Origin of the sequence: Rhodococcus sp. MTM3W5.2 (assembly GCF_001984015.1) — a bacterium.
Taxonomy (GTDB): domain Bacteria; phylum Actinomycetota; class Actinomycetes; order Mycobacteriales; family Mycobacteriaceae; genus Rhodococcus_G; species Rhodococcus_G oryzae.
In genome coordinates, this window is the sequence record NZ_CP019572.1 from 3786969 (window position 1) to 3813883 (window position 26915).

A 26915-nucleotide genomic window follows, 5' to 3' on the forward strand; every position below is an offset into this window, starting at 1 on the left:
GTGGTGATCCTCGAACATGCACTCCTGCAGGTGAAGTCCGGTCGCAGCGCCGAATTCGAGACCGCCTTCGGTCGGGCCGAACAGATCATTTCCAGCATGGTGGGGTTCCGCCGGCTGTCCCTCTCACACTGCCTCGAGCGTCCAGGCACGTATCTACTGTTGGTCGAGTGGGACACCCTGGCAGACCACGTCGAGGGCTTCAGGAAGTCGCCGCAGTACGCGCAGTGGAGCTCGCTGCTGCACGACTTCTACGACCCCTTCCCGACCGTCGAGCACTACGAGCAAGTCGATTTCGCCGATTGGACCACCAGCTGAGGCCTCGAGTGTGCAGGTATGGGGCATCGCCCGAGTAGAGACGCCAATAGGTGCACACTCGGCCGGCCGCGGTGGTGTGGCTGGTGTATGTGTTCGTGCCCTGGATATGCGAAATGCCTCGCATCGCAGTCTCTTTCAAGACTGTGATGCGAGGCATTCGCAATTTATGTTCGGCGGTGTCCTACTCTCCCACACCCTGTCGAGTGCAGTACCATCGGCGCTGGAGGGCTTAGCTTCCGGGTTCGGAATGGGGCCGGGCGTTTCCCCTCCGCTATGGCCGCCGTAACTCTGTGAAATTTTCACACGGAACCTGGTCACAATCCAAATCATGTTTGGAATCGTTTCCGGTTCTTGAAACAAATCGTGTGTTGTTTCAGATACCGCACAGTGGACGCGTAGCTTCTTTGTGGTAAGTCCTCGGCCTATTAGTACCAGTCACCTGCACACGTTACCGTGCTTCCAGTTCTGGCCTATCAACCCGGTGGTCTGCCGGGGCCTTACCCCCTCAAGGGGTGAGAAACCTCATCTTGGAACAGGCTTCCCGCTTAGATGCTTTCAGCGGTTATCCCTTCCGAACGTAGCTAACCAGCGGTGCTCCTGGTGGAACAACTGGCACACCAGAGGTTCGTCCGTCCCGGTCCTCTCGTACTAGGGACAGCCTTCCTCAAGTTTCTAACGCGCGCGGCGGATAGAGACCGAACTGTCTCACGACGTTCTAAACCCAGCTCGCGTGCCGCTTTAATGGGCGAACAGCCCAACCCTTGGGACCTACTCCAGCCCCAGGATGCGACGAGCCGACATCGAGGTGCCAAACCATCCCGTCGATATGGACTCTTGGGGAAGATCAGCCTGTTATCCCCGGGGTACCTTTTATCCGTTGAGCGACACCGCTTCCACTTGCCGGTGCCGGATCACTAGTCCCGACTTTCGTCCCTGCTCGACCTGTCAGTCTCACAGTCAAGCTCCCTTGTGCACTTGCACTCAACACCTGATTGCCAACCAGGCTGAGGGAACCTTTGGGCGCCTCCGTTACATTTTGGGAGGCAACCGCCCCAGTTAAACTACCCACCAGGCACTGTCCCTGAACCAGATCATGGTCCGAGGTTAGATGTCCAATACGATCAGAGTGGTATTTCAACAATGACTCCACGAACACTGGCGTGCCCGCTTCACAGTCTCCCACCTATCCTACACAAACCGAACCGAACACCAATACCAAGCTATAGTGAAGGTCCCGGGGTCTTTTCGTCCTGCCGCGCGTAACGAGCATCTTTACTCGTAATGCAATTTCGCCGAGTCTATGGTTGAGACAGCTGAGAAGTCGTTACGCCATTCGTGCAGGTCGGAACTTACCCGACAAGGAATTTCGCTACCTTAGGATGGTTATAGTTACCACCGCCGTTTACTGGGGCTTAAATTCTCAGCTTCGCTCCGAAAAGCTAACCGGTCCTCTTAACCTTCCAGCACCGGGCAGGCGTCAGTCCGTATACATCGTCTTACGACTTCGCACGGACCTGTGTTTTTAGTAAACAGTCGCTTCTCACTGGTCTCTGCGGCCCCACCCAGCTCACGGAGTAAATCCGATCACCAGACGAGGCCCCCTTCTCCCGAAGTTACGGGGGCATTTTGCCGAGTTCCTTAACCATAGTTATCTCGATCGCCTTAGTATTCTCTACCTGACCACCTGTGTCGGTTTGGGGTACGGGCCGTGTAAAAGCTCGCTAGAGGCTTTTCTCGGCAGCATAGGATCACTGAATTCGCCTCAATCGGCTATGCATCACGTCTCAGGATATGTGTGGCACGGATTTGCCTATGCCACTCCCTACACGCTTACACCAGTATTACCACTGACTGGCTCAGCTACCTTCCTGCGTCACCCCATCGCTTGGCTACTACCAGATCAGGTCCCGCGCATCCCCCGACCATGATCCCGAAGGAACATTGGCCGGCTTCAGGGCGGTTAGTATCACTGATTCACCATGGGCGCGTTTACACGGGTACGGGAATATCAACCCGTTGTCCATCGACTACGCCTGTCGGCCTCGCCTTAGGTCCCGACTCACCCTGGGCGGATTAACCTGGCCCAGGAACCCTTGGTCATTCGGCGGAAGAGTTTCTCACTCTTCTTTCGCTACTCATGCCTGCATTCTCACTCGTGCAGCCTCCACGCCTGGATCACTCCGACGCTTCCATGGCTGCACGACGCTCCCCTACCCATCCATACCACTGCCCAAGTCCCCGCAGGAACAAGGAGGTGTATTGCATGAATGCCGCAGCTTCGGTGGTGTACTTGAGCCCCGCTACATTGTCGGCGCAGGATCACTTGACCAGTGAGCTATTACGCACTCTTTCAAGGGTGGCTGCTTCTAAGCCAACCTCCTGGTTGTCTTCGCGACCCCACATCCTTTTCCACTTAGTACACGCTTAGGGACCTTAGCTGGCGATCTGGGCTGTTTCCCTCTCGACTACGAACCTTATCGCCCGCAGTCTCACTGCCGCGCTCTCACTCACCGGCATTCGGAGTTTGGCTGATTTCGGTAAGCTTGTGGGCCCCCTAGACCATCCAGTAGCTCTACCTCCGGTGAGAAACACGCGACGCTGCACCTAAATGCATTTCGGGGAGAACCAGCTATCACGGAGTTTGATTGGCCTTTCACCCCTACCCACAGCTCATCCCCTCAGTTTTCAACCTAAGTGGGTTCGGGCCTCCACGACGTCTTACCGTCGCTTCACCCTGGCCATGGGTAGATCACTCCGCTTCGGGTCTAGAGCATGCGACTGGACCGCCCTATTCGGACTCGCTTTCGCTACGGCTGCCCCTCACGGGTTAACCTCGCCACATGCCACTAACTCGCAGGCTCATTCTTCAAAAGGCACGCCATCACCCCCACAGCAAGCTGTGCAAAGGCTTTGACGGATTGTAAGCGCACGGTTTCAGGTACTATTTCACTCCCCTCCCGGGGTACTTTTCACCTTTCCCTCACGGTACTAGTCCGCTATCGGTCACCAGGGAGTATTCAGGCTTATCGGGTGGTCCCGACAGATTCACAGCAGATTTCACGGGCCCGCTGCTACTTGGGAACCATTCACGAGAGCCGGGAAGTTTTCGTCTACGGGATTCTCACCCTCTACGACAGGCCGTTCCAGACCACTTCGACTAACAACCCGGTTTCTTACTCTCGCCCACCACGGCAGTGATGAGAAGAAAGGCCCCACAACCCCACGCACACAACGCCTGCCGGCTATCACATGTACATGGTTTAGCCTCTTCCGCTTTCGCTCGCCACTACTCACGGAATCACTATTGTTTCTCTTCCTGTGGGTACTGAGATGTTTCACTTCCCCACGTTCCCTCCACACGCCCTATATATTCAGGCGCGGGTAACCACACATCACTGTGGCTGGGTTTCCCCATTCGGAGACCCTCGGATCTCAGCTCGTTTGACAGCTCCCCGAGGCTTATCGCAGCCTACTACGTCCTTCATCGGCTCCTGGTGCCAAGGCATCCACCGTACGCTCTTAATTACTTACAACAAAGATGCTCGCGTCCACTGTGCAGTTCTCAAACAACACACAACCAGAAAACCATCATGCAGACACCAGCCAAAGGATGTTCCCACCCCTCACGGTATGACCTGCGGTCTCCCACTTGTAAGTTCTTGCCTAGAAAGAAACACTCGCGTGTTCTCTCAGGACCCAACAGTATGCCGATATAACCGCGACTCCCACCAGCACTGAGGCCGGCGGTAATGAGTCGATGTGCTTGTCAGCGTCCACCCATGAGCTCCCGCAGCGAAACAGTGTTCACTAAACGGGCTCTGCCAGACACGACCTCGACTGTTCGAGGACGTCTGCTGGAGAATGCTCCTTAGAAAGGAGGTGATCCAGCCGCACCTTCCGGTACGGCTACCTTGTTACGACTTCGTCCCAATCGCCGATCCCACCTTCGACGGCTCCCTCCACAAGGGTTAGGCCACCGGCTTCGGGTGTTACCGACTTTCATGACGTGACGGGCGGTGTGTACAAGGCCCGGGAACGTATTCACCGCAGCGTTGCTGATCTGCGATTACTAGCGACTCCGACTTCACGGGGTCGAGTTGCAGACCCCGATCCGAACTGAGACCAGCTTTAAGGGATTCGCTCCACCTCACGGTCTCGCAGCCCTCTGTACTGGCCATTGTAGCATGTGTGAAGCCCTGGACATAAGGGGCATGATGACTTGACGTCGTCCCCACCTTCCTCCGAGTTGACCCCGGCAGTCTCTTACGAGTCCCCACCATTACGTGCTGGCAACATAAGACAAGGGTTGCGCTCGTTGCGGGACTTAACCCAACATCTCACGACACGAGCTGACGACAGCCATGCACCACCTGTATACCGGCCACAAGGGGGCTACATCTCTGCAGCTTTCCAGTATATGTCAAACCCAGGTAAGGTTCTTCGCGTTGCATCGAATTAATCCACATGCTCCGCCGCTTGTGCGGGCCCCCGTCAATTCCTTTGAGTTTTAGCCTTGCGGCCGTACTCCCCAGGCGGGGCGCTTAATGCGTTAGCTACGGCACAGATCCCGTGGAAGGAACCCACACCTAGCGCCCACCGTTTACGGCGTGGACTACCAGGGTATCTAATCCTGTTTGCTACCCACGCTTTCGTTCCTCAGCGTCAGTTACTGCCCAGAGACCCGCCTTCGCCACCGGTGTTCCTCCTGATATCTGCGCATTTCACCGCTACACCAGGAATTCCAGTCTCCCCTGCAGTACTCAAGTCTGCCCGTATCGCCTGCCGGCCCATCGTTGAGCGATGGGTTTTCACAGACGACGCGACAAACCGCCTACGAACTCTTTACGCCCAGTAATTCCGGACAACGCTCGCACCCTACGTATTACCGCGGCTGCTGGCACGTAGTTAGCCGGTGCTTCTTCTGCAGGTACCGTCACTTTCGCTTCGTCCCTGCTGAAAGAGGTTTACAACCCGAAGGCCTTCATCCCTCACGCGGCGTCGCTGCATCAGGCTTTCGCCCATTGTGCAATATTCCCCACTGCTGCCTCCCGTAGGAGTCTGGGCCGTGTCTCAGTCCCAGTGTGGCCGGTCACCCTCTCAGGTCGGCTACCCGTCGTCGCCTTGGTAGGCCATTACCCCACCAACAAGCTGATAGGCCGCGGGCCCATCCTGCACCAGTAAACCTTTCCACCAAAAGCCATGCAGCCTTTGGTCATATCCGGTATTAGACCCAGTTTCCCAGGCTTATCCCGAAGTGCAGGGCAGATCACCCACGTGTTACTCACCCGTTCGCCGCTCGTGTACCCCGAAGGGCCTTACCGCTCGACTTGCATGTGTTAAGCACGCCGCCAGCGTTCGTCCTGAGCCAGGATCAAACTCTCCGTTGAAGACTCTAGATTTCACAGGCGAACCTGCTAATCAGTCATAGACATCGAGTCAAATCACTAGCATTCAAAAACTCAAACTAGCTTCAAACACTGGCCCCTCTCCGACGGAAGAAGGAAAAGAGCCAGCAAATACCCACACCAAATGGTGTGGAGTACCAAAATTTGGCACTGACATTCATCGGCACACTGTTGAGTTCTCAAAGAACACGCACACACCATCACCACCAAGCTCTCACATTCACTGAGAGTTGTTCTCGGCCGCTCCGGGGCAACTGTTCCAGCCTATCTCATCGAGCAGACCCGGTCAAAACCGGCCCCGCCAGAAGAAGAAGGCAGTCGAAGACAAAGCCGGTCGAAACCGGCTCTAAACTTCGGGATTGTCTGGCGCCTGACGTCCAACCTCGTGTCCCGCGCCTCTCGGCCGGGTCGGTGTCCGTGTCGCTCTGACTCGACAAAAGTTACGCGGCGGCGAACGCTGTGGCAAATCGCCATGTCGCGGCCCATTCGACTCGGAAGTTGCCAGGTCAGAGAGCTTGAACGGGCGGCGGAACCGGCATTTCGGGGGGAAATCGATCACTGTGACGCCGGACACTCCCGCCGCTCCCCCGGACACGACGGCTCGGTCAGCCCGCCACCGCCGGGGCAGGCACCCGCTCGATCACGCCGCCGAGAGCCGTCAGGTTCTCGACGAATCTCGGGTATCCGCGGTCGATGTGGAAGACGTCGTGGACCTCGGTGACGCCGTCCGCCACCAGACCTGCCAGCACCAGGCCGGCACCGGCCCGGATGTCCGAGGACCACACCGGCGCGCTCGAGAGCTGCGGGATCCCGCGGACCACCGCGTGATGTCCATCGGTGCGGGCATCGGCGCCGAGCCGGATCATCTCCTCGACGAACCGGAAGCGCGCCTCGAAGACGTTCTCGGTGATCATCGACGTGCCATCCGCGACGGCCGCCAGGCCGATCGCCATCGGCTGCAGGTCGGTCGGGAATCCCGGGTACGGCAGGGTCGCGTAGTTCACCGCGGTGGGGCGGCCCTCCTGCACGATCCGGAATCCGTCCGACTCCATCGCGACCTGCGAACCCGCGGACCGGAGCTTGTCGAGCACCAGCGAGAGGTGCTTCGGGTTGACCCCGCGCACCCGCACATCCCCCCGGGTCATGGCGGCCGCGATCCCCCACGTCGCCGCGACGATCCGATCCCCGATCACCCGATGAGTTGTCGGCTGCATGGTCTTGACGCCCCGAATGGTCAGTGTCGTGGAACCGGCACCCTCGATCAGGGCGCCCATTCGCCTGAGCATGTTGCACAGGTCAACGATCTCGGGTTCGCGGGCGGCGTTGTCGATGACGGTCTCGCCCTTGGCCAGCACCGCGGCCATCAGGATGTTCTCGGTGGCACCGACCGACGGGAACGCCAGCCGGATGGTGGCTCCGTGCAGGTCGTCCGCCTCCGCCACCACGCACCCGTGCTGGATCTCGCTGCGTGCGCCGAGCAACTCCAGTCCGGACTGGTGCATGTCCAGTGGACGCGACCCGATCGCGTCACCACCGGGGAGCGCGACCACGGCGCGCCTGCACCGCGCGACCAGGGGCCCGAGCACACACACGGACGCTCGGAACTGGGTCACGGCCGGGAAGTCGGCGTGGTACTTCGGCTCGGCAGGGGTCGTGATGCGCGCCTCGTCCCCCTCGAGCACCACCTCGCAGCCGAGTCCGCGCAGTACCTCCGCCATCAGCGGGACGTCGAGGATGTCCGGGCAGTTGGTGATGGTGGTCGTGCCCTCCGCCAGGAGGGCAGCCGCCATCAACTTCAGGACGCTGTTCTTAGCGCCGCCCACCGAGACCTCACCCGTAAGACTGTTGCCGCCGGTGACAAGAAAGCGCTCACTCACAGTCGCACAGCCTAGTTGTTGCGATTCATAGGGTTGGTCACGCGGTAGGGACACGTCGTGAACACGGGTACTGGTCTCAATCCAAGGATGAAAACTGCGACCAACCCATCCGAGCCCCGAAAGGGACTTGTGTCTCCCACTGCAATGCCCCGCTCACTTCAGCCGGAACGCTGGGAAGCACTTACACCGTTGCGTGGATCGCCTGATCTCGCACGTCGCCGCCGAGATCAGGCGCTCCCGTCAGTACCTGTCAAAGTGGACGAACCGGTGCCGCACCAGCGGAGATGCGACCCTGCACGACCGGGCAAACGTCACGCACCACCAACCCACCACCTCGGCCTGGGATTGGTCGACAGGATCGAGACGCTGTGGCGTGCACGGAAGAGGTCCGCCCGCCGCCTCGCCAGGGTACGGCATCGTTCATTCGGCAGGCCACGCCAACGTCAAGATCAAACGCACAACCGCATCCTCACTGAGGAACTTTCGCGGCGCCGCGGGGCCAATTTTTGAGTAGTGAGCCGCCCACCAGCTACTCGACTCCACACCGGCGGCACCATCGTCATTGCCCAATTAACCAAGCCCGTAGTACCGCCTCGCAGCTGAGCGGTACCGTTAGCCAATGCCTGTGCATTTGACGCGAATCTACACCCGGACCGGCGACGACGGAACCACCGGGCTGAGCGATTTCTCACGAGTGTCGAAGAATGATCCCCGCCTCGTTGCCTACGCGGACTGCGACGAAACGAACGCGAGTATCGGCGTCGCGCTCGCTTTGGGAGCGCCGGCCAAGGAGATTGTCGAGGTGCTGTGCCAGATTCAGAACGATCTGTTCGACACCGGTGCCGACCTGTCGACTCCGATCGTCGCGGAGCCCAAGCACCCGCCGCTGCGGATCACACAGTCCTACATCGATCGGATCGAGGGCTGGTGCGACCTCTTCAACGGGCGACTCGAACCGCTGAGTACCTTCATCCTTCCGGGTGGAACTCCTCTGGGCGCCCTTCTACACTCCGCGCGCACAATCGCACGTCGTGCCGAGCGGTCCGCGTGGTCGGCCGTCCAGGCCAGCCCGGACGACACGAGTGCGCTCCCTGCCAAGTACCTCAACCGACTCTCCGACCTACTGTTCATCGTCAGCCGGCTCGCCAACCCCGGTGGCGAAGTGCTCTGGAAGCCCGGCGCAGGCGGCAACGCCTAGTCCTCGCGCCGGAACGACAAAGGGGCGGCCTGATGATCTCCCTTTTGCATATCGGGTGTTCAAATTGCTCTGGTCGTTGCCATTTCATGCCGGACGCCCCCGCATGGAGCGTCCGGGCGGTCTTGATTCCACCCACGACAGGAATGCGGTACGTGCGCCTCGATCGAGCGCGATCTCATAGGTGCGATCCCCGTCCACGACCTTGAGAATCACGATTTCGTCAGTCATAATGTCGTACTCGTTGCCGGTGGGCCCACGCAGCGCGCAGACCTCGATGCCCTGCCGACTCATCCTGGTGTCAGGTCCAGGACGCAGGCTCGACAGCTTGAAGAAGACGAGGGATCTCTCGCCGTAGCGCACCACACCGTGCCGCCAGCCGCTCCCGGCCGCTGCCGGGATGATGCGCAGGATCGCCGCGGTACCCCACGCCGCAGCACTGTCAGGCGATACATGAAAGCCGCGGCCAAGACCGCGAGCAGCACAATCAGAATGATGAGAACAACCATCCCGATCTGCAATGCCACATGTCCCTTCGCCCACAAGCGTCGATGCCTCGTGGACATTCAATCACGGCGCTTCGTCGCCCCTAGCTCCGGGCCGCGGCAGATCCGGTGCCTTCTTGACAGTCCGAAGTTCGAAGAATCCTGACTCTTCAGCAACGCGCCATCGGCCAGGTGGTCCGATTAGGCCGTCAGACCACCATCTACGACAAGGACATGGCCGGTAATGAAAGCGGCGGAGTCTGACGCCAGGAACTGGACAGCCTTTGACACATCCGACGGCGACCCCAATCGGCCCAGCGGGGTGCGGCGGCAGATCTGGTCCAGCTGGTTCGGGGTCAGTCCATGACTCAGCTCGGTCGTGAGATACCCAGGGGCAACGGAGTTCACCGTGATACCTCGCGGACCCAATTCCCTCGAAAGCGATCGGGTCATCCCATCCAGTCCAGCCTTCGTGGCGCTGTACACCGCCAAACCCTGATAACCGGCGATTCCAACAACCGACGACACGTTCACAATCCGCCCACGCGTCCCCGCTGCGAGCATCTTTCTGATAGTCGCCTTTGTAACAAAGATCGAACCTTTCAAATTCAAGTCGATCACGGTGTCGACGTCGTCGGCAGAGGTCAACCCAAGAACACCGTCCCGGGCAACACCCGCATTGTTGACAAGAATGTCGATACCACCCCAGTGCCGGTACACCTCATGGATGAACGAATCTGCAGCGGTGCGGTCGGCAACATCGACTGCCGAATAGAGCAGGCGCGGCGCAACCAACTCGTCGGACATCAGCTTCTCGAGGAACGGTGAGCTCGATCGGCTGCACGTCGCGACCCGGTCTCCCGAGTCCAGAAATGATTGAACCAGATCCGCACCAAGCCCTCGGCTGCCGCCGGTAACAACTACTACACGTGCACTCATTCTTTTCGCCTATCAAGTTTCATTTGAACCACCGACAAGGAATCCACCATCTTCACGATCCTGGGGCGATGTGCCTCCGGCAGGACCTCGCACGCCAGAGCGATGTCTCTACGAAGATCAAGGAGGTCACATCCGGGTTGCGCGACGACGTCAGCTGCCACGATGTTCCCTGTGATCGGATTGGACCGACCGAATACACGGACCAATTCGACGCCGGCAACATTGCCGATGATCTCCTCGATCGGTAAAGGCGGAACCTTGATGCCTCCGACGTTGATCACGTTTCCTACCCGGCCGACGAAATGAATACGCCCGTCCCGAAGCTCAACCAGATCTCCTGTGGAAATCCAATCGTCCGCAACAACTTCAGAACCGTGATAGCCGAACATGCCGACCCTCGAACGAGCATGCAGTTCACCCTCCGAGATGCGGAGCTGCACACAATTGCCTACCTTCCGATCCAGAACTTCCTCAGGCAGACCCGCCCTTCCATCGCTCACTGCGATTGCTGATCCAATCTCAGTCGTCGCATAGATGTGTGAGATCCTCGCGGTAGGAAAACATGACGCCAGCTGCTGAAGCAGGGATTCAGACACTGCCTCACCACCGATAGTGATCTGACGAAGCTCCGGTGGCCGCAGTTGGCCCCTACTCAGCAGCGCGAGCAGCATTCGCCAGAACGTGGGAGTGGCGCTGACATGTGTCACTCCGTAGTGGATCATCGAGTCGAGTGCAGCAGCCGGCCGATTCTCCGGCGGTATAACTAGCGTTCCGCCTGTATTCAGTACGTGCGCGAGCAGCTGCAGCCCCGCGTACTGATTCACGTTGTACACAAGTAGCCAGGTCGTGCCGGCGGAACTTGTCGGGCCCCTTCCCTGAGAAGCGGAAGCGATCAGACTTCGGAAGCGATGCCGGGTGGCCTTCGGCGTGCCAGTCGTTCCGCTAGTCAACACCGCCAGTGATCGCTCGTTTTCAACATCGTCCTTCATCCCGCCGACGGCCGAGTCCCCCTCACAGACGATCACGACTCCACCATCTGATTCGAGTGAAATCTGCACGTGGCCGAAACGTTCGGCAAAGTCGAGCGCCTCTTCGCTGCTGATCTGCGCAGGGTAGAGGCACGCCTCAGCACCCACGTCACACGCCGCGAATAGGAAGGTGATCGAGTCGAGCGCATCGTCGGCCACGTAGCCAACGGACATGCCCGAGAATCGGCGCAGCTGTTCAGCCAGCGCAGACACCCGAACCAGGAAAGCCCGGTAGGACAACGTGGTGCTCTCCGTACAGAGAAAGGCAGTGTCGCCGTCCGCGCGAACACGCTGCCGCAGTAGATCGGTCAGCATGGACCGGTCAACGGCTCGCGCCGGGCGCGGACACTTGCTCGTAGTACTCTGCAATGCCGTCCACTGTATCCGGGAACTGTCCGGCCGAGTAGGGGTCGTGTCCGAAGACATCCTCCAACTGAGCGGAGAGTTCCGCGAACTCCAGCGAGCTGAAGCCGAGCTCGGCGCTCAACTTCGCGCCGGGCATCAATAGGGCGGCGCCGGTGGGCCGCTGAGACAGAATCGAGGTGATCGTTTCGGCGATCACGCCACGGTCATTGGACATGTACATAGCTCCTTTAGAAGGGATCACTGCTGGCCGGAAACCCGCAGGTCGATCGGTGAACCAGGTTCGAAAGCATCGCGGATACGCTTCTTGTCGAACTTGCCGACGCTCGTCTTCGGAATTTCTCGGACGAAGGTCCAGAGATCCGGAAGCTGCCACTTGGCGAACTTCCCGATGAGGTGCGCGCGGAGGGCAACCGGGTCGGGCTCCGCCCGCTCCTTGAGCACCACGACAACAAGCGGACGTTCCCCCCATTTGTCGTCCGGGACACCAACAACGGTGGCCTCCGCAACATCGGGATGGCTCATCACGTCGTTTTCGAGCTGGATGGACGAGATCCACTCGCCGCCGGACTTGATCAAGTCCTTGGCCCGGTCAACGAGGGTCAGGAATCCGTCCGCAGTGATGTAGCCGACGTCGCCGGTTCGCAACCAACCGTCCTCGAACGAGTCCATGCCCTGGGGTTCTGCTGCGCCGGTGTAATAGGAGGAGGTGATCCACGGGCCTCGAACCTGCAGTTCGCCGACGGATCGTCCGTCTCTGGGCAACACGATCCCGCCCTCATCGACGAGGCGCGCATCGACGCCGACCGGAATCTTGCCTTGGCTCACGCGATAAGCCGGCTCGGCGGCGGCATCGCAGTCCACGGGCGGTCGCGCGACTGTGACCAGCGGCGACGTTTCGGTCATGCCCCAAGCGCCCATCAGTTGCACCCCGTACCGCTCCCGAAAGCCCGCCATCAGATCGTGCGGCAGAGCGGCGCCTCCCACCATGACCTCCCGCAGATGACCGATATCCTGTGGCCTGCTGTCGAGTTCTGCGAGGACACCGGTCCAGACGGTCGGCACCGCAGCTGCAAACGTCGGCTTCCCCTCCTCCATGATGCTTAGCAGGTCCGTCGGCTTCACGAACCGGTCCGGAAGCAGCAGGGCCGCTCCCGCCATCAGACAGGCGTGCGGCAGGCCCCAGCCATTAGCATGGAACATCGGCACCACCGGTAGCACCGTGTCGCATCGGCCGATCGCCAAACCGTTCGCGCTGCACAGGAACATCGCGTGCAGCCAGTTCGAACGATGTGAGTAGACAACGCCTTTCGGGTTGCCAGTGGTCCCCGAGGTGTAACAGATCGCAGCCGCGGAATACTCGTCGACCGAGGGATAGGGATACTCGGCTTCCGACTGCTCGCGCATCAGCGTTTCGAAGCTGTGGAACTCGACCCCCGAAGCCGAACGGACAGGCAGGGGGCCGTCGACGACGACCACGCGTTCGACCGTAGGCATCTCGGGCAGACATTCGAGGAAGGTCTCCAGCAGCGACCCGTCGACGAGGACGACCCGGTCCGCCGCCTGCGTTGCGACGAAACCGACCTGTGCGGGAAGCAGCCGGATATTGAGCGGATGGATCACCGCGCCCATCGCCGGTATGGCGTGATAGGCCAGGAGATGCTCGTAATTGTTCCACATGAATGTGCCGACCCGATCGCCGAGAGCCACACCGAGGCCACTCAGCACATGGGCCAGTCGAGAGCCGTCGCGGCCGAGCCGCGCGAAATCGGCGTGCCGGAACCCGGAACCGGTCCAGGTCGAAATCGACGTGCCTGGAAACAACTCCGCACCGTGTCGCAGCAGAGTGGCCTGCGATAGCGGCGCGGTCCCCATGGTGCTCAGCATTCTCGTCCGATCTCGAGCCGGTCGGTGACCGGGGTACCCAATGGCGCGAGCCGGTGGTGAACCGCCGTCCGCAAGCCGTACTCCTCCACGAGCGCCATGAATCCCCTTCTTATCCTCTCAATTTCGTGACCGTTGACATCCGGCGCCTCCGCGATGTTGAACTCGGCGGACAACGCGTCGTGGGCGGCAGACCTGTCCACCTCGGCCGAGCTGTCGGCATTGGCCGCGAGCAGCGCCTGTGCCCAGTTCTCGGTGCCGGCACCGGCACCGGCACCGGCACCGGCACCGGCACCGGAGACCGTGACATTCATCGCATATCGTCCGCGATCACCACAGCGCGCCTCGAAGACAACGCGCGGTCCCGGTAGTACAACAGATTGGTCGACGAGCATATTATTGACACGGAAGAAAACGTCATCATCGTGCGAATCAGACACGATGAAGCCCTTTCCATTGGGCTCGTCGAAACGCAAAGCACGGCCGGTCGACGACATTCTCGTTCCTTTCAATTCTTGGTAGCCGACAGCATCCCGTAGCCGAGAATCCCCTGATCCCACATCTGTTCCAGAACGCCGCAGGAGTCCACGAACTCCTGCCAGGAGCCCTGGCCGATCAGCGCGGAGACCTCGGCCCGGTGTGCCAGCCCGTTCGCCCGCCATCGGGAGAAGGTGGGACGCACCTGGGCGGACAGATCCCGCCGCAGGTCCACTTCGAGCCCCGCCGCCGCAGCGAGTTCGGCGTAGGTATCCAGCGTTTCCATCCGCGCATCGCCGAATACCCGGCTCAGCAAGCCGAATTCGGCACGCAGCGAACGCACCAGCTGGAAGGTGACCGGCTGGACCAGCATAATGTCGCACAGTGTGAAGCGGCCAGCCCGACGCAGCACACGACCGCACTCGCGCAACAGCCCCGCGCGATCTCGCATCAGATGTGATGACTCCAACGCCCATACTCGGTCAAAGGATTCGTCGGCGAACTCATTGTGCATACCATCGCGAATCTCGAATGTCAGCGACTCGCTCAACCCCGCCGCGGCGGCCTTCGCACGTGCCCGCGTCACACCATGGGCGCTGGTACTGATGCCTACCCCGACCAGTCCGTGCTGTCGGACCGCCCAGCGGGTCGAGGTCCCGACGCCACAACCGACATCGAGAAAGCGGTCCCCGGAACGGAACTCGGCCGCGGCGGCCATCAGCATGGTCAGTCGCTGCGTCGCCGACGGCAACGGCTCGTGAGCCTCGTCGAAGACTCCGTAGTGGAGATCATCGCCGAGCAGCAAGGCCCAGGCGTCGGTGACCCGGTCGTAGTGCGCCGCCGGACTGATGTCGACGGGAGGGTGTTGCGTGGTCAATTTCCCGACATCCCTTCGGTCGACGACAGATTTGCCGAGGAACCGACCCTCACGGCCGAATTCCCGTACGACTGACAGCCCTCCACCATGTCCTGGTGCGCACGTCCGATCTCGTCGAACGAATAGACCCGGCCGAGTCGGGGATTCAGCTTGCCCATCCCCGCGAGTTCGATCACCGCGCGGCACTCGCTGAGATTGGCGAAGTGCGAGCCCTGGAGTCGTTTCTGCCGCATCCACAGCACTCGCAGATCGAGCGTGCCGATAAATCCGGACGTAGCACCGCACAACACCACCATTCCGCTGGTATCACACACGTAGATCGAGGTCGGCAGCGTGTCCTCACCCGGATGCTCGAAGACGATGTCCGGCGACCGGCGCTCACCCAGGATCTCCCATATCGCTCGGCCGAATCCGCGGACCTCCGAGGACCATTGGTTCGACTCGGGCGTACCCGGGTCCGGTTGTTGTCCCCAATGATCGAATTCGCGACGGTCGATCACCCCGACCGCCCCGTTTGCCAGGCAGTAGTCGAACTTGTCCTTGCCGGACACCACGCCGATCGCCCGGCCACCGAACAGATCGACCAGCTGGCATGCCATGGATCCAAGCCCACCCGCGGCGCCCCACACCAGCACCACGCTGCCCGGTTCGACTCGGTTCGGCACCCAATGCGTCAACTGCCGATAGGCGGTGGCCGCCGTGAGCAGGAAACAGGCGGACTCCTCCCAATCCAGGTTGTCCGGCTTGGGAAGGCACTGAAACTCCGCAACCAAGGCGAACTGCGCGAACGAGCCGTAGTTGAGTTCGTAGCCCCAGGTCTTCTGGCTGTCCGACATCATCGGGTCACGACCGAACCGGATGTCTTGTGCGCGTTCGTCCCAGCGGGCACCGACCATCAGGACCTGGTCACCGACGGTGACGCTACGCACGCCTTCGCCGACAGCCCAGACGATGCCGGAACCCTCGGAACCACCGATGTGGAACTTCTCCGGCTCGCCGTTGCGGTTTCGGGCTGCGACGACATCCAGCGGTTGCCCCATCGCCGCCCAGGCGTTGTTGTAGTTGACGCCGGCAGCCATCACAGCCACCAGCACGAAGCCCGGCGGGATCGCCGGAACATCGACGAGTTCGGTGCGGAAGGCATCGACCGGGCTACCGTATCGCTCCGGCCGGATCACCGAACCGTACATCTTCTCAGGCACCACTCCGAGTTCGGGTAGATATCCGATCTCGAATATCTCTTCGGTCGTCGCGTACGACCGGGATCTCAATACTACTTCACTCATCAGCTTCCACTCATTCCACCGACAAAACCACGGCGCTCGCTCCGACTACGGCTGCGTACCAATACCCGAGACTTCAGAGAGGATCGACGTGCGCATATAGTCCACAACCGCTCCGATGCGGTCGTTGATATAGAAATGCCCGCCCGCGAACATACGCAGATCAAACCGCGCCGTGTGCTGTTCCCACCGGGCCATCCCTGCTACGGGTGCACGATCGTCGCTTTCCGGAGCGAGCGCGTAGATCGGGTAGTCGATCTCATGATTGCGCACGGCCTCGAGATTGCGCTGGTAATCGATCAGCAGACCATAGTCCTTGCGCATGACATCGACCGCCGCGGCGAGGAAGTCGCTGTCCATCACTCGCACGTCTGTGCCGCCGAGTGCCGTCATCTCGGTGATCGCCGCATCGGTCGACCGCACGTCGGGAAGCGTCCATTCGACCGAGGGCGCAACGCGTGCAGAGACGAACACACCGAGGAGCCGTGCGGCGTCCGAATCCGACCAACGAGAGGCGATTTCGTAGGCCACCGCCGATCCCATGCTGTGGCCAAAGAGCACGACCTGCCCCGGCGCCCTCCGCTCGATGTCCGCGTGAATATCAGCCGCGAGCGCGTACAGACTCCGCGGCATCGATTCGCGCCGGCGGTCGTGCCGCCCCGGATATTGCACGGCGAACACTTGGAAGTGCTCCGAGAGCGCCTCGGACAAACGATAGTAATAACTCGCCGCACCGCCTGCGTGCGGAAGGATTACCACCGATACGTCGGCGCCTTCATTTGTATGGAATCTTCGCAGAGAATCCGCGCTGATGTCGGTCATTCCGCACCCATCCTCGTCTCAGGTTTTGTATTCATTTCCACGGGCTCAGCCGAATTCGGCATCAATCAGGGACATCAATTCATCACCGGAGATGTCGCCGAGATCGTTGGCACGATCCTCCTGGCCCTCCAACTCGGCAAGGGCATTTCGTAGACGGCCAGCGAGCGCGCCGCGGGCACGCTCGTCGGACGATGCCGACACCACGCTCGCGATGAGCCGATCAACTTCTTCGAGGTAGGCCTCGTCCACGGCAGGCTCTTCGACGACGATCTGCGCCGCGAGGTACGAGCCGAGCACAGCCGGGGTCGGGAAGTCGAAGAGCAGCGTCGCGGGCAGCCGCAGCCCGGTGACCTCACCGAGCCGATTACGCACCTCGACCGAGGCCAGCGAATCGAGCCCCAGGTCGGTGAAGGGCCTGTTCGGACCCACCGCGCTGGGCGAGGAGTGTCGAAGAACCGAGCTCGCCTCAGCGCGTACGAATTCGACCAGGAGCGATTCACGCTCCGCGGCATCGAGGCCTGTCAGCTGTCGAATCAGCGCGCTGGTCCGGTCCATCGGCGGACTCGGCACCTGGTTTGGCGTACTAACAGTTGGCTCGATGAGCACCGGAGCGAGATCGCCAGCCCGCTCGCGCAGGCGGACACGGTCCAGCTTGGCCGCGATCAGGCTCGGCACGCCGAGGCCGGTCGCGGCGTCCAGCAGTGCCAAGCCCTCACCGTCCGAGAGCGGGAACAGCCCCGCACGCCGCACGCGCTCGTGGTCGGCGGCGGTGAGTCCACCCGCCATGCCGCTGCTTCGATCCCAGGGACCCCACGCCAACGCGACCGCGGGCAACCCTTGCGATTGCCGTTGCTGTGCGAGCGCGTCGAGAAAGGCGTTAGCTGCCGCGTAGTTCGCCTGGCCTGCGGAACCGAAAGCCCCGGCGGTGGAGGAGAACAACACGAAGGCTGACAGATCCAGGTTGCGGGTCAGCTCGTCGAGATGGACGGCGGCATCGAGTTTCGGACGCAGGACGGCATCGATCTTGCTCGGAGTCAGTGTGTCGAGGACACCGTCGGCCACGACCCCGGCCACATGCACGACCGCGCGCAACGGCCGGTGCGAGGGCACGCTGTCGATGAGGTTCGCCACCGCGGTCCGGTCGGCGACGTCGCAGGCGACAAGCTGGGCCTCGGCGCCTAGTGCGGCGAGCTCGGCGAGCAACTCGGCGGCTCCGTCCGCCTCGGGACCGCGACGGCTGGCCAGCACGAAGCCGCGGACACCGTGCCGTACCGCGAGGTGTCGCACCACCAGGGCGCCGAGCCCGCCGGTCGCGCCCGTAACCAATGCCGTTCCCGCGGAGTCCCATTCGGCAGCCACCGAGTCACTCTTCAGCGGTGCGAGCCGGGGAGTCAGCATCGCGCCTGCCCGGACCGCAAGCTGCGGCTCACCGCCGAGTTCGGCGGGCAGCGGCGGATCCGACTCGCCATCGAGATCGATAAGCACGATCCGTCCCGGATACTCGGCCTGGATCGACCGCACCAGGCCCCAAATCGGTGCATGTGCGAGATCGAGCACGCCTTCGTCGGCGCGCGTCGCCACCGCGCGCCGGGTGGTCACCACCAACCGAGAGCCGTCATTCCTGTCGTCCGACAACCACGTTCGGATGCGGTCCACCGCGTCATCGACCACCGCGTGCGCCGATCCGATCAGATCACCGGCTGTGCCGTCGGTGTCGAAGTTCATCCATTCGGTCGACATGTTCGCCTGCTCGGCATCCGCCGCGGCCGGGACCCACGCGAGCTTAAACAGTGCGTCTGCCTCCGACTTGCGGATACGGTCGAGCTGCTCGCTCGGCAGTGACCGGGTCGACAGCGCGTCGACCGAAAGCACCGGGCGCCCCTCGGGATCGACCGCAATGATACTCAGTTCGCCCGATCCGAGCGGCGCGATGCGGACACGGACATGCCGGGCACCGGCACGGTGCAGCCGCACCCCTTGCCAGGAGAACGGCAGCAATCGTTCGTGAACTCGGTCCTCCTGCGTCATGCTCGGCGCCCGCAGCGCGGCATCGAGCAGGGCCGGATGGAGCCCGTAGCGCGTTGCGTCGACCTCGGCCGGCAACTCGATCTCAGCGAACACCTCATCGCCGCGGAGCCACACCTTACGCAGCCCGCGGAAGGCGGAACCGTAGGTCAACCCAGCCAGCTCGGCGCGTTCATCATAGCCAGTCACCGAAACGACATCCGCGTCGACCGGCGGCCAATCCACCTGAACGGGTTCGCTCGGCTGCTCGGCCACAAACGTGCCTGACGCGGCTTTGATCCACGCTTTGTCGCCGGTGTCGTCAGCACGGAAGTGGACGGTGAACGAGCGCCTGCCGTCCCCGTCCGGGCTGCCGGCCAAGAGCTGGATTCGGATACCGCCGGACAACGCGACCGGAGCCTCCAGCGTTAACTCGTCGACAAGCGGACAGCCGAGCTGCTCGCCCGCCGCTACCACGATGTCGAGCAGTGCGGTGCCCGGCAGCAGAGTGACACCATCGATGCCGTGCTGAGTGAGCCACGGCTCCCTCGCTGGGGACAGCGTGCCGATGAACAGCCATCCGCGTGTCCCGGGGAGTGCCAGGCCGGCGTCGAGCAACGGATGCGGCGCCAAGTCGAGACCGAAGTCGCTCGCCGAACCGGGTGCCGACCGTGCTTCGAGCCAGAAGCGCTGGTGCTGAAAGGCGTATGTAGGCAGATCTACTCGGCAGCCCCCTCGCGCCGCGAAGTATATTGGCCAGTCGACGGCAACCCCTCGGCTGTGTAGTCCGGCCAGGGCGGTCGACACCGTGTCCTCTTCGGAATGGCCCGCGCGCAGTGCGGGGAGCGCGGGCGCGACGCCGGAGTCGTGCACCAGCGCGCTCAGCGCACCGTCGGGTCCGAGTTCGAGGAGGGTGAGTTCACCCAACGCGCCCGCCGCACGGAGGCCATCGGCGAAGCGCACGGTATCGCGAACGTTGCGAACCCAGTAATCCGGCGAACCGATATCCGCGGCCGAGGCGATCGCACCGGTCACCGTGGAAACGAAGGGGATCTGTGGCGGCGAGAACTCCAATCCGGCGCACACCGCTGCGAACTCGTCGAGCATTGGTTCCATCAGACACGAATGAAACGCGTGCGAGACGCGCAGCCGTTTGGCCCGGATGCCCCGTGCCGCCAGCTCGGTCTGTGCCGCCGCAACCGCGTCGAGGCCGCCGGACAGAACGACCGAGGTCGGTCCGTTGACGGCCGCTAGCTGCAGTCGCTCGGAGCATATCGCCCGTACCTCGTCGGCACCGGCGCTCACCGACAGCATCGCCCCGCCTGCCGGAAGCTGCTGCATCAATTGGCCGCGTGCGGTGACCAGCGCAACGGCGTCGGGCAGCGACAGCACACCCGCAACGTGCGCCGCAGCAATCTCTCCCGCCGAATGTCCAAGCACGACATCTGGTTTCACACCCCAGTGCGCCAAGAGATGAAAGAGCGCGACCTCGAGGGCGAACAGCGCGGGCTGCACGTATCCGGTCTGCTCGAGTGCCTGCTCGTCGGTGAACATGACCGTGCGCAACTCCCGGTCGAGCACCGGGTCGAACTGCGCGCACACCTCATCGAGCGCGTCGGCGAAGCGGGGGTACGCGTCGTACAGTTCGCGGCCCATACCCACCCGCTGAGTACCTTGCCCGGCGAACAGCATGACGAGCTTTGCACGCACCGAGACACCGGTGACCACCTCCGGTGCGGAGCCTCCGGTGGCCAGGATGTTCAATCCGCGCTGCAGGTCTTCCGCCGTCCGGCCGAGGATTACGGCCCGGTGGTCTAGGTGCGCTCGGCCGGCGGCCAGCGACCATGCCATGTCCGCGGGCTCCGCATCCACCGTCAGGAGGCGGGTGGCCTGAGCGCGAAGCGCCACGGCCGAGCGTGCGGACACGGTCCAGGGCAGCAGTGGCGTACCCGATTGTGTCCGGGGCGCTTCGGGGTCGACCGGCGCCTGCTCGATGATGACATGCGCGTTGGTCCCGCTCACCCCGAAGGCCGACACGCCGGCGCGACGGAGTTGGCCGGTCTCGGGCCACGGCATGTTCGCGGCCACCGGCTCGACCGCACCACTCGACCAGGCGACATGTGGGGTCGGTTCGGTGAGATGCAGCGTTCTCGGAACCATGCCGTGCTGGAGGGCCAGCACCGTCTTGATCACGCCTGCCACACCTGCGGCGGCCTGGGTGTGCCCAATGTTCGACTTCACGGAGCCGAGCAGCAGCGGCCGCTCGCGCTCCTGCCCATAGGCCGACAGCAAGGCCTGCGCCTCGATCGGATCACCAAGGGTGGTCGCTGTGCCGTGGGCTTCAACCATATCGATGTCTGCGGGCATCAATCGAGAAGCGGCGAGCGCCTGCTGGATAACGCGCTGCTGGGACGGTCCGTTGGGCGCCGTCAGCCCGTTGGAGGCGCCATCCGAGTTCACGGCGGACCCGCGAAGCACCGCGAGCACCCGGCGTCCATTGCGACGAGCGTCGGTAAGCCGTTCCATCACAAGGAAACCGACACCTTCGCCCCAGCCGGTCCCGGTGGCCGCCCGGTCGAACGGACGGCAACGGCCGTCGCGCGCCAGGCCGCCCTGCCTAGAGAACTCGACGAACCCGACTGCGGTTGACATGACGGTAGCGGCACCGGCGAGGGCCAGCGAGCATTCACCACGCCGGAGGGCTTGACCGGCCAGATGCATCGCGACGAGAGAAGAGGAGCAGGCAGTGTCCACCGTAACGGCAGGGCCCTCGAGCCCGAGGTGATAGGAGATCCGGCCGGACAGCACACTGCTGACGCCGCCGGTGAGGGCATAGCCGTCGGATGCCACCGAGGACGACATCAGCTGGGCGGCATAGTCGTGCGACGCGCCGCCGACGAATACACCAGTGTCGCTGCCACGCAGCGAGAGTGGATCGATACCCGCGCGCTCCAGTACTTCCCACGAGGTCTCTAGGAGCAGCCGCTGCTGTGGATCCATGGCCATCGCCTCGCGCGGCGAGATGCCGAAGAACTCCGCGTCGAATCCGGCCGCGTCGTCGAGGAATGCGCCTTCCCGGACGTAGGAGGTACCAGGCTGCGTACCCTCTGGGTCGTACAGGCGCTCGAGATCCCAGCCCCGATCGGTCGGGAATGGCGTCACCGTGTCGACACCGTCGATCATCAGCTGCCACAAATCCTCCGGCGACTCGACTCCGCCCGGGAACCGGCACGCCATGCCGACGATCGCCAGAGGCTCGTCGACGTACTCCGCTGCCGGTAGCGGAGTCAACGGAGAAACATTGCCGAAAAGTTCATTTCGCAGATATCGGACAGCAGAGTTCGGTGTCGGATGGTCGAAGACCAGCGTGGTGGGCAAACGCAGACCGAGTTCGGCGGCGAGCCGGTTGCGTAGTTCGACCGCGGTGAGGGAATCGAACCCGAGATCTTTGAACACCGTGTCTGGACCGATGGCCTCTGGTGACGAATGGCCGAGCACCGCCGCGACTGCGACACGGACGATGTCGAGCACGACCTCGCGTTGCTCGCCGTCGGTAAGCCCGTCGAGGGCGAGCACAACCGCTGGTCGATCGACATCAACCGCAGCCCGCTGATCGCGGAGACCCGCTACCACGTCAGGGATTTCGCTGATCAACGCGCTCGCCCGACCCGTGGTGAACGTCGGGGCGAAGCGATCCCACTCCATGTCGGTGACGGTGAGGGCCGTCTCACCGTCCTCGAGCGCTTCCTGGAGTGCGCGCAGAGCCAGCTCCGGCGCCATTAGGCGAAGTCCGAGCCGGCGCGCTTTGGTGGCGACCTCATCGTCTACCATCCCGCCCCCGGCCCAACCGCCCCAGGAGATCACAGTCGCCACCGCACCGCGCTGGCGACGGGCGCGAGCCAGCGCGTCCGCGTACGCATTCGCGGCGGCGTAGGCCGCTTGACCGGCACTGCCCCAGACCGCGGCACCCGAGGAGAACAGGACGAAGGCGTCCAGCGGCCGGTCCGCGAGCAGTTCATCGAGATGGCGCGCACCTGCCGCCTTGGCGGCGTGTACGGCCGCGAACTCCGTCGCCGACATAGTCGACAGCGGTTGGTACTGCGGCACACCCGCGGTGTGAACTACCGCGTCGATCTGCGGTAGGTCGCCGAGCAAGCGGGCAAGAGCGAGCCGATCCGACACATCACAGGCGGCGAATGTTACTGCGGTGCCGAGATTTTCGAGTTCAGACCGGAGCGCGTCAGCACCGTCTGCGCCCTGTCCGCGACGGCTGACCAAGACGAGATGCTCGGCGCCCGTGGCGGCGAGCCAGCGCGCGACGTGCGCACCCAGCGCCCCCGTGCCGCCGGTCACCAGAACCGTGCCGCGGGGCCGCCACCGGCCAGCAGACCCTACCGAGGAAGTGCGGCGAGCCCGGACCATCCGGCGCGCGAACAGACCGGAGCTGCGAACGGCCAGCTGATCCTCGCCCACGGGCGCCGCGAGCAGTCCGGCCAACCGGTCCAGCGCGCGGTCGTCGAGTTGCGCAGGCAGATCGATCATTCCGCCCCAACGGTCTGGAAATTCCAACGCCGCAACAATTCCAAGACCCCACAGCTGCGCCTGCTCGGGGCTGCGAAGTTGATCCGAAAGACCCGTGGTGACAGCGCCATTCGTCACGCACCATAACCGGGTGTCGAACGCACCATCGAGCGCACGCACCAGATCGAGAGTGGCGACGACGCCATTCGTCAACGTGGGATGATCTGGCGACGGTCGTTCATCCAGCCCCAGCAGGGACAACACCCCTGCGATGTCCGCAACCGCGAGTGCGGGCCGCAGGGTGCTGGTAGTCGCAGTGACCACTTCCGCGCCGCGCGCCCGCAGGCCGTCAACCACGCGATGCACCAACTCGTGTGCCGCGCTGTCGTCGGGGGCGAGCACGATCCAGGTGTCGCGTGGCATGGCGGCGCGGGCACCCGAAATCGGTTGCCAGCGAATCCGATACCGCCACTGATCCACCGTGGACCCGGCGCGATTGTCCCGCCGCCAACTCTGCAGCGCGGACAGCAACTCGCCCCAGGAATCCGCCTCGTCGTCAGGTCTGCCAAGTGTCCTGGCGAGCGCCTCGGCGTCGCCGCCTTCGACCGCGGCCCAGAAGCTGTCCTCGATCTGGTCGTGCGCCGATCCGCCGAGCGAATGTCCGGCGCCGGACTGTTGCTCGATCCAGTGCCGTCCACCCTGAAATGAGTAGGTAGGCAACGGGACTCGGACAGGACTGAGTGCGCCGAGATGTGCATTCCAGTCCACGTCGACACCGGCAACAAAGGCTTCTGCCAGCGCAGTGAGAAAGCGCTCCGGTCCGCCCTCCTCCCGCCGCAGCGTGCTCAACAGCACGGGCTGCACACCCGTCGATTCGACGGTTTCGAGTACCGAAGGGCCGAGTGCCGGATGCGGGCCCAGCTCGAGGTAGGTGGTGTAGCCAGCCTCCGCGAGAGCACGGACTGTCACTCCGAACAGGACGGGCCTGCGCGCATTGCGAAACCAATAGTCGGCGTTCAGCTCGATGGGATCGATCAAGCCACCGGTCACGGTGGAATAAAACGCTGTGCCACAGGCCTGCGGCGACACCGGGGCCAGGTCACGCAGTAGCTGCTCACGCAGCGTGTCGACCTGCGGCGAATGACCAGCACCGGTGATCCCATGCAACCGCCTGGTGTGAATCCCTTCGGCATCCAAGTCCGTGACCAGGGCCTCCAGCGCGGCCTCTTCCCCAGTGATCGCCACGACGGAGGGACTGTTGACAGCGGCCACCGAGAGCCTACCGTCGAACCGCTCGATTCGGGCCAGGGCCGCCTCGTATGACAGTGCCACCGACGCCATCGCGCCCTTACCCGACAGCCGGGTCCACGCCTTAGAACGCAAGCAGACCACCCGCGCACCATCCCGGAGCGAGAGTGCTCCGGCGACACAGGCCGCGGCGACCTCGCCTTGCGAATGACCGACTACGGCTGCTGGGCGCACCCCAAAGGCGTCCCACAATCGGGCTAGCGACACCATCACCGCAAACAGCACCGGCTGCAGCACATCAATGCGCGATAGCGGCGGAGCGGCTGGATCGCCGAGAAGTACCTCGGTCGGCGAGTAGTCGACGAATTCCCCTAGCGCGCGTTCACATTCGGCGAATCTTTGACGGAATACCGGAGAAGACTTCAACAGTCCGGCAGCCATTCCCTGCCACTGTGTGCCCGCGCCAGGGAAGACGAACACCACGCCTCCGGCGGCCCTTGCGATGCCTTGCAGCACGCGGGCATCGGCCCTGCCCTCGACGAAAGCGTCTAGGCTCGCGCGAAATTCGCCCTGGTCGGTGGCCAGCACGACCGCACGTCGGTCCAACGCGGTTCTGGTCGCCAGCAGCGAGAATCCGATATCGGCTACTCGAACGTCCGAGTGCGCTTCGGCGAAGGTCGCGAGCCGCCGCGCCTGCGCCCGCAGCGCGTCGGTGTCATGAGCCGACAAGACCCAGGGCAGCAGGGCGGAGTCCAGCGGGGAAGTACTACCGGGCTCGGAGGTTAGGACCGGCTCGGGCTGATCCTGTTCGAGGATCACGTGCGCGTTGGTGCCGCTGATACCGAAGCCCGAGACGGCGGCCCGACGAGGTCGATCCGCCTCGGGCCATGGCGAGGCCTCAGTGAGCAGCCGGATCGCGCCAGAGGACCAATCCACGTGCGGCGTCGGCTGATCCACGTGCAGGGTTTTCGGGACGAGGCCGTGCCGAATTGCCTCGACCATCTTGATTACCCCGGCCACGCCCGCGGCCGCCTGAGCATGACCGATGTTCGACTTGATTGAACCGAGCAGCAGCGGACGACCGCTATCGCGACCGCGGCCGTACGTCGCCATCAACGCGTCAATCTCTATCGGGTCGCCAAGGGTGGTACCGGTTCCGTGTCCCTCGACGACGTCAATGTCTGCTGCGGTCAGTCCGGCGTCGGCCAGCGCAGCGCCGATGACCCGCTGCTGAGCCACGCCGTTGGGGGCCGACAGTCCGTTCGACGCGCCGTCTTGGTTGACCGCTGAGCCACGGATCACGGCCAGCACCTGATGGCCGTTGCGCCGCGCGTCGGTGAGCCGCTCGAGAACCAGGACCCCGACGCCCTCTCCCCATCCCATGCCGTCCGCGGCCGCCGCGTAGGAACGGCAACGACCATCTCGAGGGAACACCTGCTGCCGACTCATTTCGATGAGCACGGTCGGCGTCGTGATCACGGTCGCGCCGCCAGCGAGGGCAAGGTCGCATTCGCCACGCCGCAGCGACTGTGCGGCTAAATGCATGGCGACCAGCGAAGACGAACATGCCGTGTCAATCGTAACTGCTGGACCCTCAAGGCCGAAGGTATAGGCGATGCGTCCGGAAGCGACGCTGGCGGCATTTCCGGTCAGCAAATGACCCTCTACGTCGTCGGCCGCACTCAGCGCCAGATTGCGGTAGTCGCTGCCAACGAGGCCGACGAAGACTCCACTCTGGCTGCCGCGGAGTCCGGCGATATCCAGGCCCGCAGCCTCAAATGCCTCCCAGGAGGTTTCCAGCAGCAGTCGATGCTGTGGATCCATCGCATCGGCTTCCCTGGGGCTAATGCCGAAGAGGGCGGCGTCGAAGCGATCGATGTCGGTAAGGAAACCACCGGCTCGGGTGTACAGCTTGCCGGGACGACCGGGTTCCTCGTCGTAGACAGCGTCGAGATCCCACCCTCGGTCGGTGGGCAGGTCGGTCACGTTGTCCAGTCCGTCGACCGCGACGCGCCACAGTTGTTCAGGTGAGGCGATTCCGCCCGGAAACCGGCAAGCCATGCCGACCACGGCGATCGGCTCGGCTGTTCGAGACTCTGCTTCAGCCAATTGCTGCTGCGCGCGATGCAGTGAGGCGGTGACCCAACGGAGGTTCTCCCGCAGTTGCTGCTCTTTCGCCATCTGAAATCTCT

At 63.0% G+C, this 26915-nt stretch carries 12 protein-coding genes, 3 rRNA genes and 1 pseudogene; 2 read left to right on the plus strand and 14 right to left on the minus strand.

Translation table 11 applies throughout. The features are described 5' to 3' along the window. Positions 1 to 3 precede the first annotated feature (3 nt). Positions 4 to 315 (plus strand): antibiotic biosynthesis monooxygenase family protein, encoded by a 312-nt coding sequence (locus tag BTZ20_RS17330; protein ID WP_077043793.1) that lies wholly within the window; start codon positions 4 to 6, stop codon positions 313 to 315. Positions 316 to 483: 168 nt separating this feature from the next. Here BTZ20_RS17330 and rrf read toward each other — a convergent pair. From rrf to murA, 4 genes are all read right to left on the minus strand, one after another. Further along, positions 484 to 600: ribosomal RNA gene (gene rrf / locus BTZ20_RS17335) — 5S ribosomal RNA — on the minus strand. Between the two features lie 120 nt (positions 601 to 720). Further along, positions 721 to 3848, minus strand: a 23S ribosomal RNA gene (locus BTZ20_RS17340). 339 nt (positions 3849 to 4187) lie between these two features. After that, positions 4188 to 5702, minus strand: a 16S ribosomal RNA gene (locus BTZ20_RS17345). Together the 16S, 23S and 5S rRNA genes form the textbook arrangement of a ribosomal RNA operon. Positions 5703 to 6325: 623 nt before the next feature. Beyond that, positions 6326 to 7597 carry a UDP-N-acetylglucosamine 1-carboxyvinyltransferase gene (murA, locus tag BTZ20_RS17350; RefSeq protein WP_077042216.1) on the minus strand — a complete coding sequence of 424 codons (1272 nt, stop codon included), beginning with the start codon at positions 7595 to 7597 and terminating at the stop codon, positions 6326 to 6328. Positions 7598 to 8216: 619 nt separating this feature from the next. Between murA and BTZ20_RS17355 the strand changes: the two genes are divergently transcribed. After that, the gene (locus BTZ20_RS17355) at positions 8217 to 8795 is read left to right on the plus strand and encodes a cob(I)yrinic acid a,c-diamide adenosyltransferase (protein WP_077042217.1); all 579 of its coding nucleotides are present in this window, start codon (positions 8217 to 8219) and stop codon (positions 8793 to 8795) included. Between the two features lie 84 nt (positions 8796 to 8879). On the opposite strand, the pseudogene BTZ20_RS17360 reads toward BTZ20_RS17355, so the two are convergent. The 10 genes and pseudogenes from BTZ20_RS17360 to BTZ20_RS17405 all read right to left on the minus strand — a co-directional run bounded on the left by BTZ20_RS17360 (position 8880) and on the right by BTZ20_RS17405 (position 26904). After that, positions 8880 to 9301 (minus strand): annotated as a pseudogene (locus BTZ20_RS17360) (DUF2550 domain-containing protein). 177 nt (positions 9302 to 9478) lie between these two features. Next, positions 9479 to 10216, minus strand: coding sequence for an SDR family NAD(P)-dependent oxidoreductase (locus BTZ20_RS17365; RefSeq protein WP_077042218.1), 738 nt, complete (start codon positions 10214 to 10216; stop codon positions 9479 to 9481). Beyond that, positions 10213 to 11670 (minus strand): class I adenylate-forming enzyme family protein, encoded by a 1458-nt coding sequence (locus BTZ20_RS17370; RefSeq protein WP_083742723.1) that lies wholly within the window; start codon positions 11668 to 11670, stop codon positions 10213 to 10215. Before BTZ20_RS17370 ends, BTZ20_RS17365 begins: the two co-directional genes overlap by 4 nt. Next, complete coding sequence (locus BTZ20_RS27350; RefSeq protein WP_189636495.1) at positions 11567 to 11824, minus strand: hypothetical protein; 258 nt, start codon at positions 11822 to 11824, stop codon at positions 11567 to 11569. Before BTZ20_RS27350 ends, BTZ20_RS17370 begins: the two co-directional genes overlap by 104 nt. A gap of 23 nt (positions 11825 to 11847) precedes the next feature. Then, positions 11848 to 13494 carry a long-chain fatty acid--CoA ligase gene (locus tag BTZ20_RS17380; protein ID WP_077042221.1) on the minus strand — a complete coding sequence of 549 codons (1647 nt, stop codon included), beginning with the start codon at positions 13492 to 13494 and terminating at the stop codon, positions 11848 to 11850. Further along, positions 13488 to 13988 carry a cold shock domain-containing protein gene (locus BTZ20_RS17385; RefSeq protein ID WP_077042222.1) on the minus strand — a complete coding sequence of 167 codons (501 nt, stop codon included), beginning with the start codon at positions 13986 to 13988 and terminating at the stop codon, positions 13488 to 13490. Before BTZ20_RS17385 ends, BTZ20_RS17380 begins: the two co-directional genes overlap by 7 nt. A gap of 11 nt (positions 13989 to 13999) precedes the next feature. After that, on the minus strand, positions 14000 to 14845 hold the full coding sequence (locus BTZ20_RS17390) for an SAM-dependent methyltransferase (RefSeq protein WP_077042223.1): 846 nt from the start codon (positions 14843 to 14845) through the stop codon (positions 14000 to 14002). Further along, positions 14842 to 16131 carry a crotonyl-CoA carboxylase/reductase gene (ccrA, locus tag BTZ20_RS17395; RefSeq protein ID WP_077042224.1) on the minus strand — a complete coding sequence of 430 codons (1290 nt, stop codon included), beginning with the start codon at positions 16129 to 16131 and terminating at the stop codon, positions 14842 to 14844. Before ccrA ends, BTZ20_RS17390 begins: the two co-directional genes overlap by 4 nt. 45 nt (positions 16132 to 16176) lie before the next feature. Next, positions 16177 to 16950, minus strand: a complete 774-nt coding sequence (locus tag BTZ20_RS17400) for a thioesterase II family protein (protein WP_077042225.1) — start codon at positions 16948 to 16950, stop codon at positions 16177 to 16179. 45 nt (positions 16951 to 16995) lie between these two features. Beyond that, entirely contained in the window at positions 16996 to 26904 is a 9909-nt protein-coding gene (locus BTZ20_RS17405; protein ID WP_077042226.1) for a type I polyketide synthase, read from the minus strand. Positions 26905 to 26915: the final 11 nt, after the last annotated feature.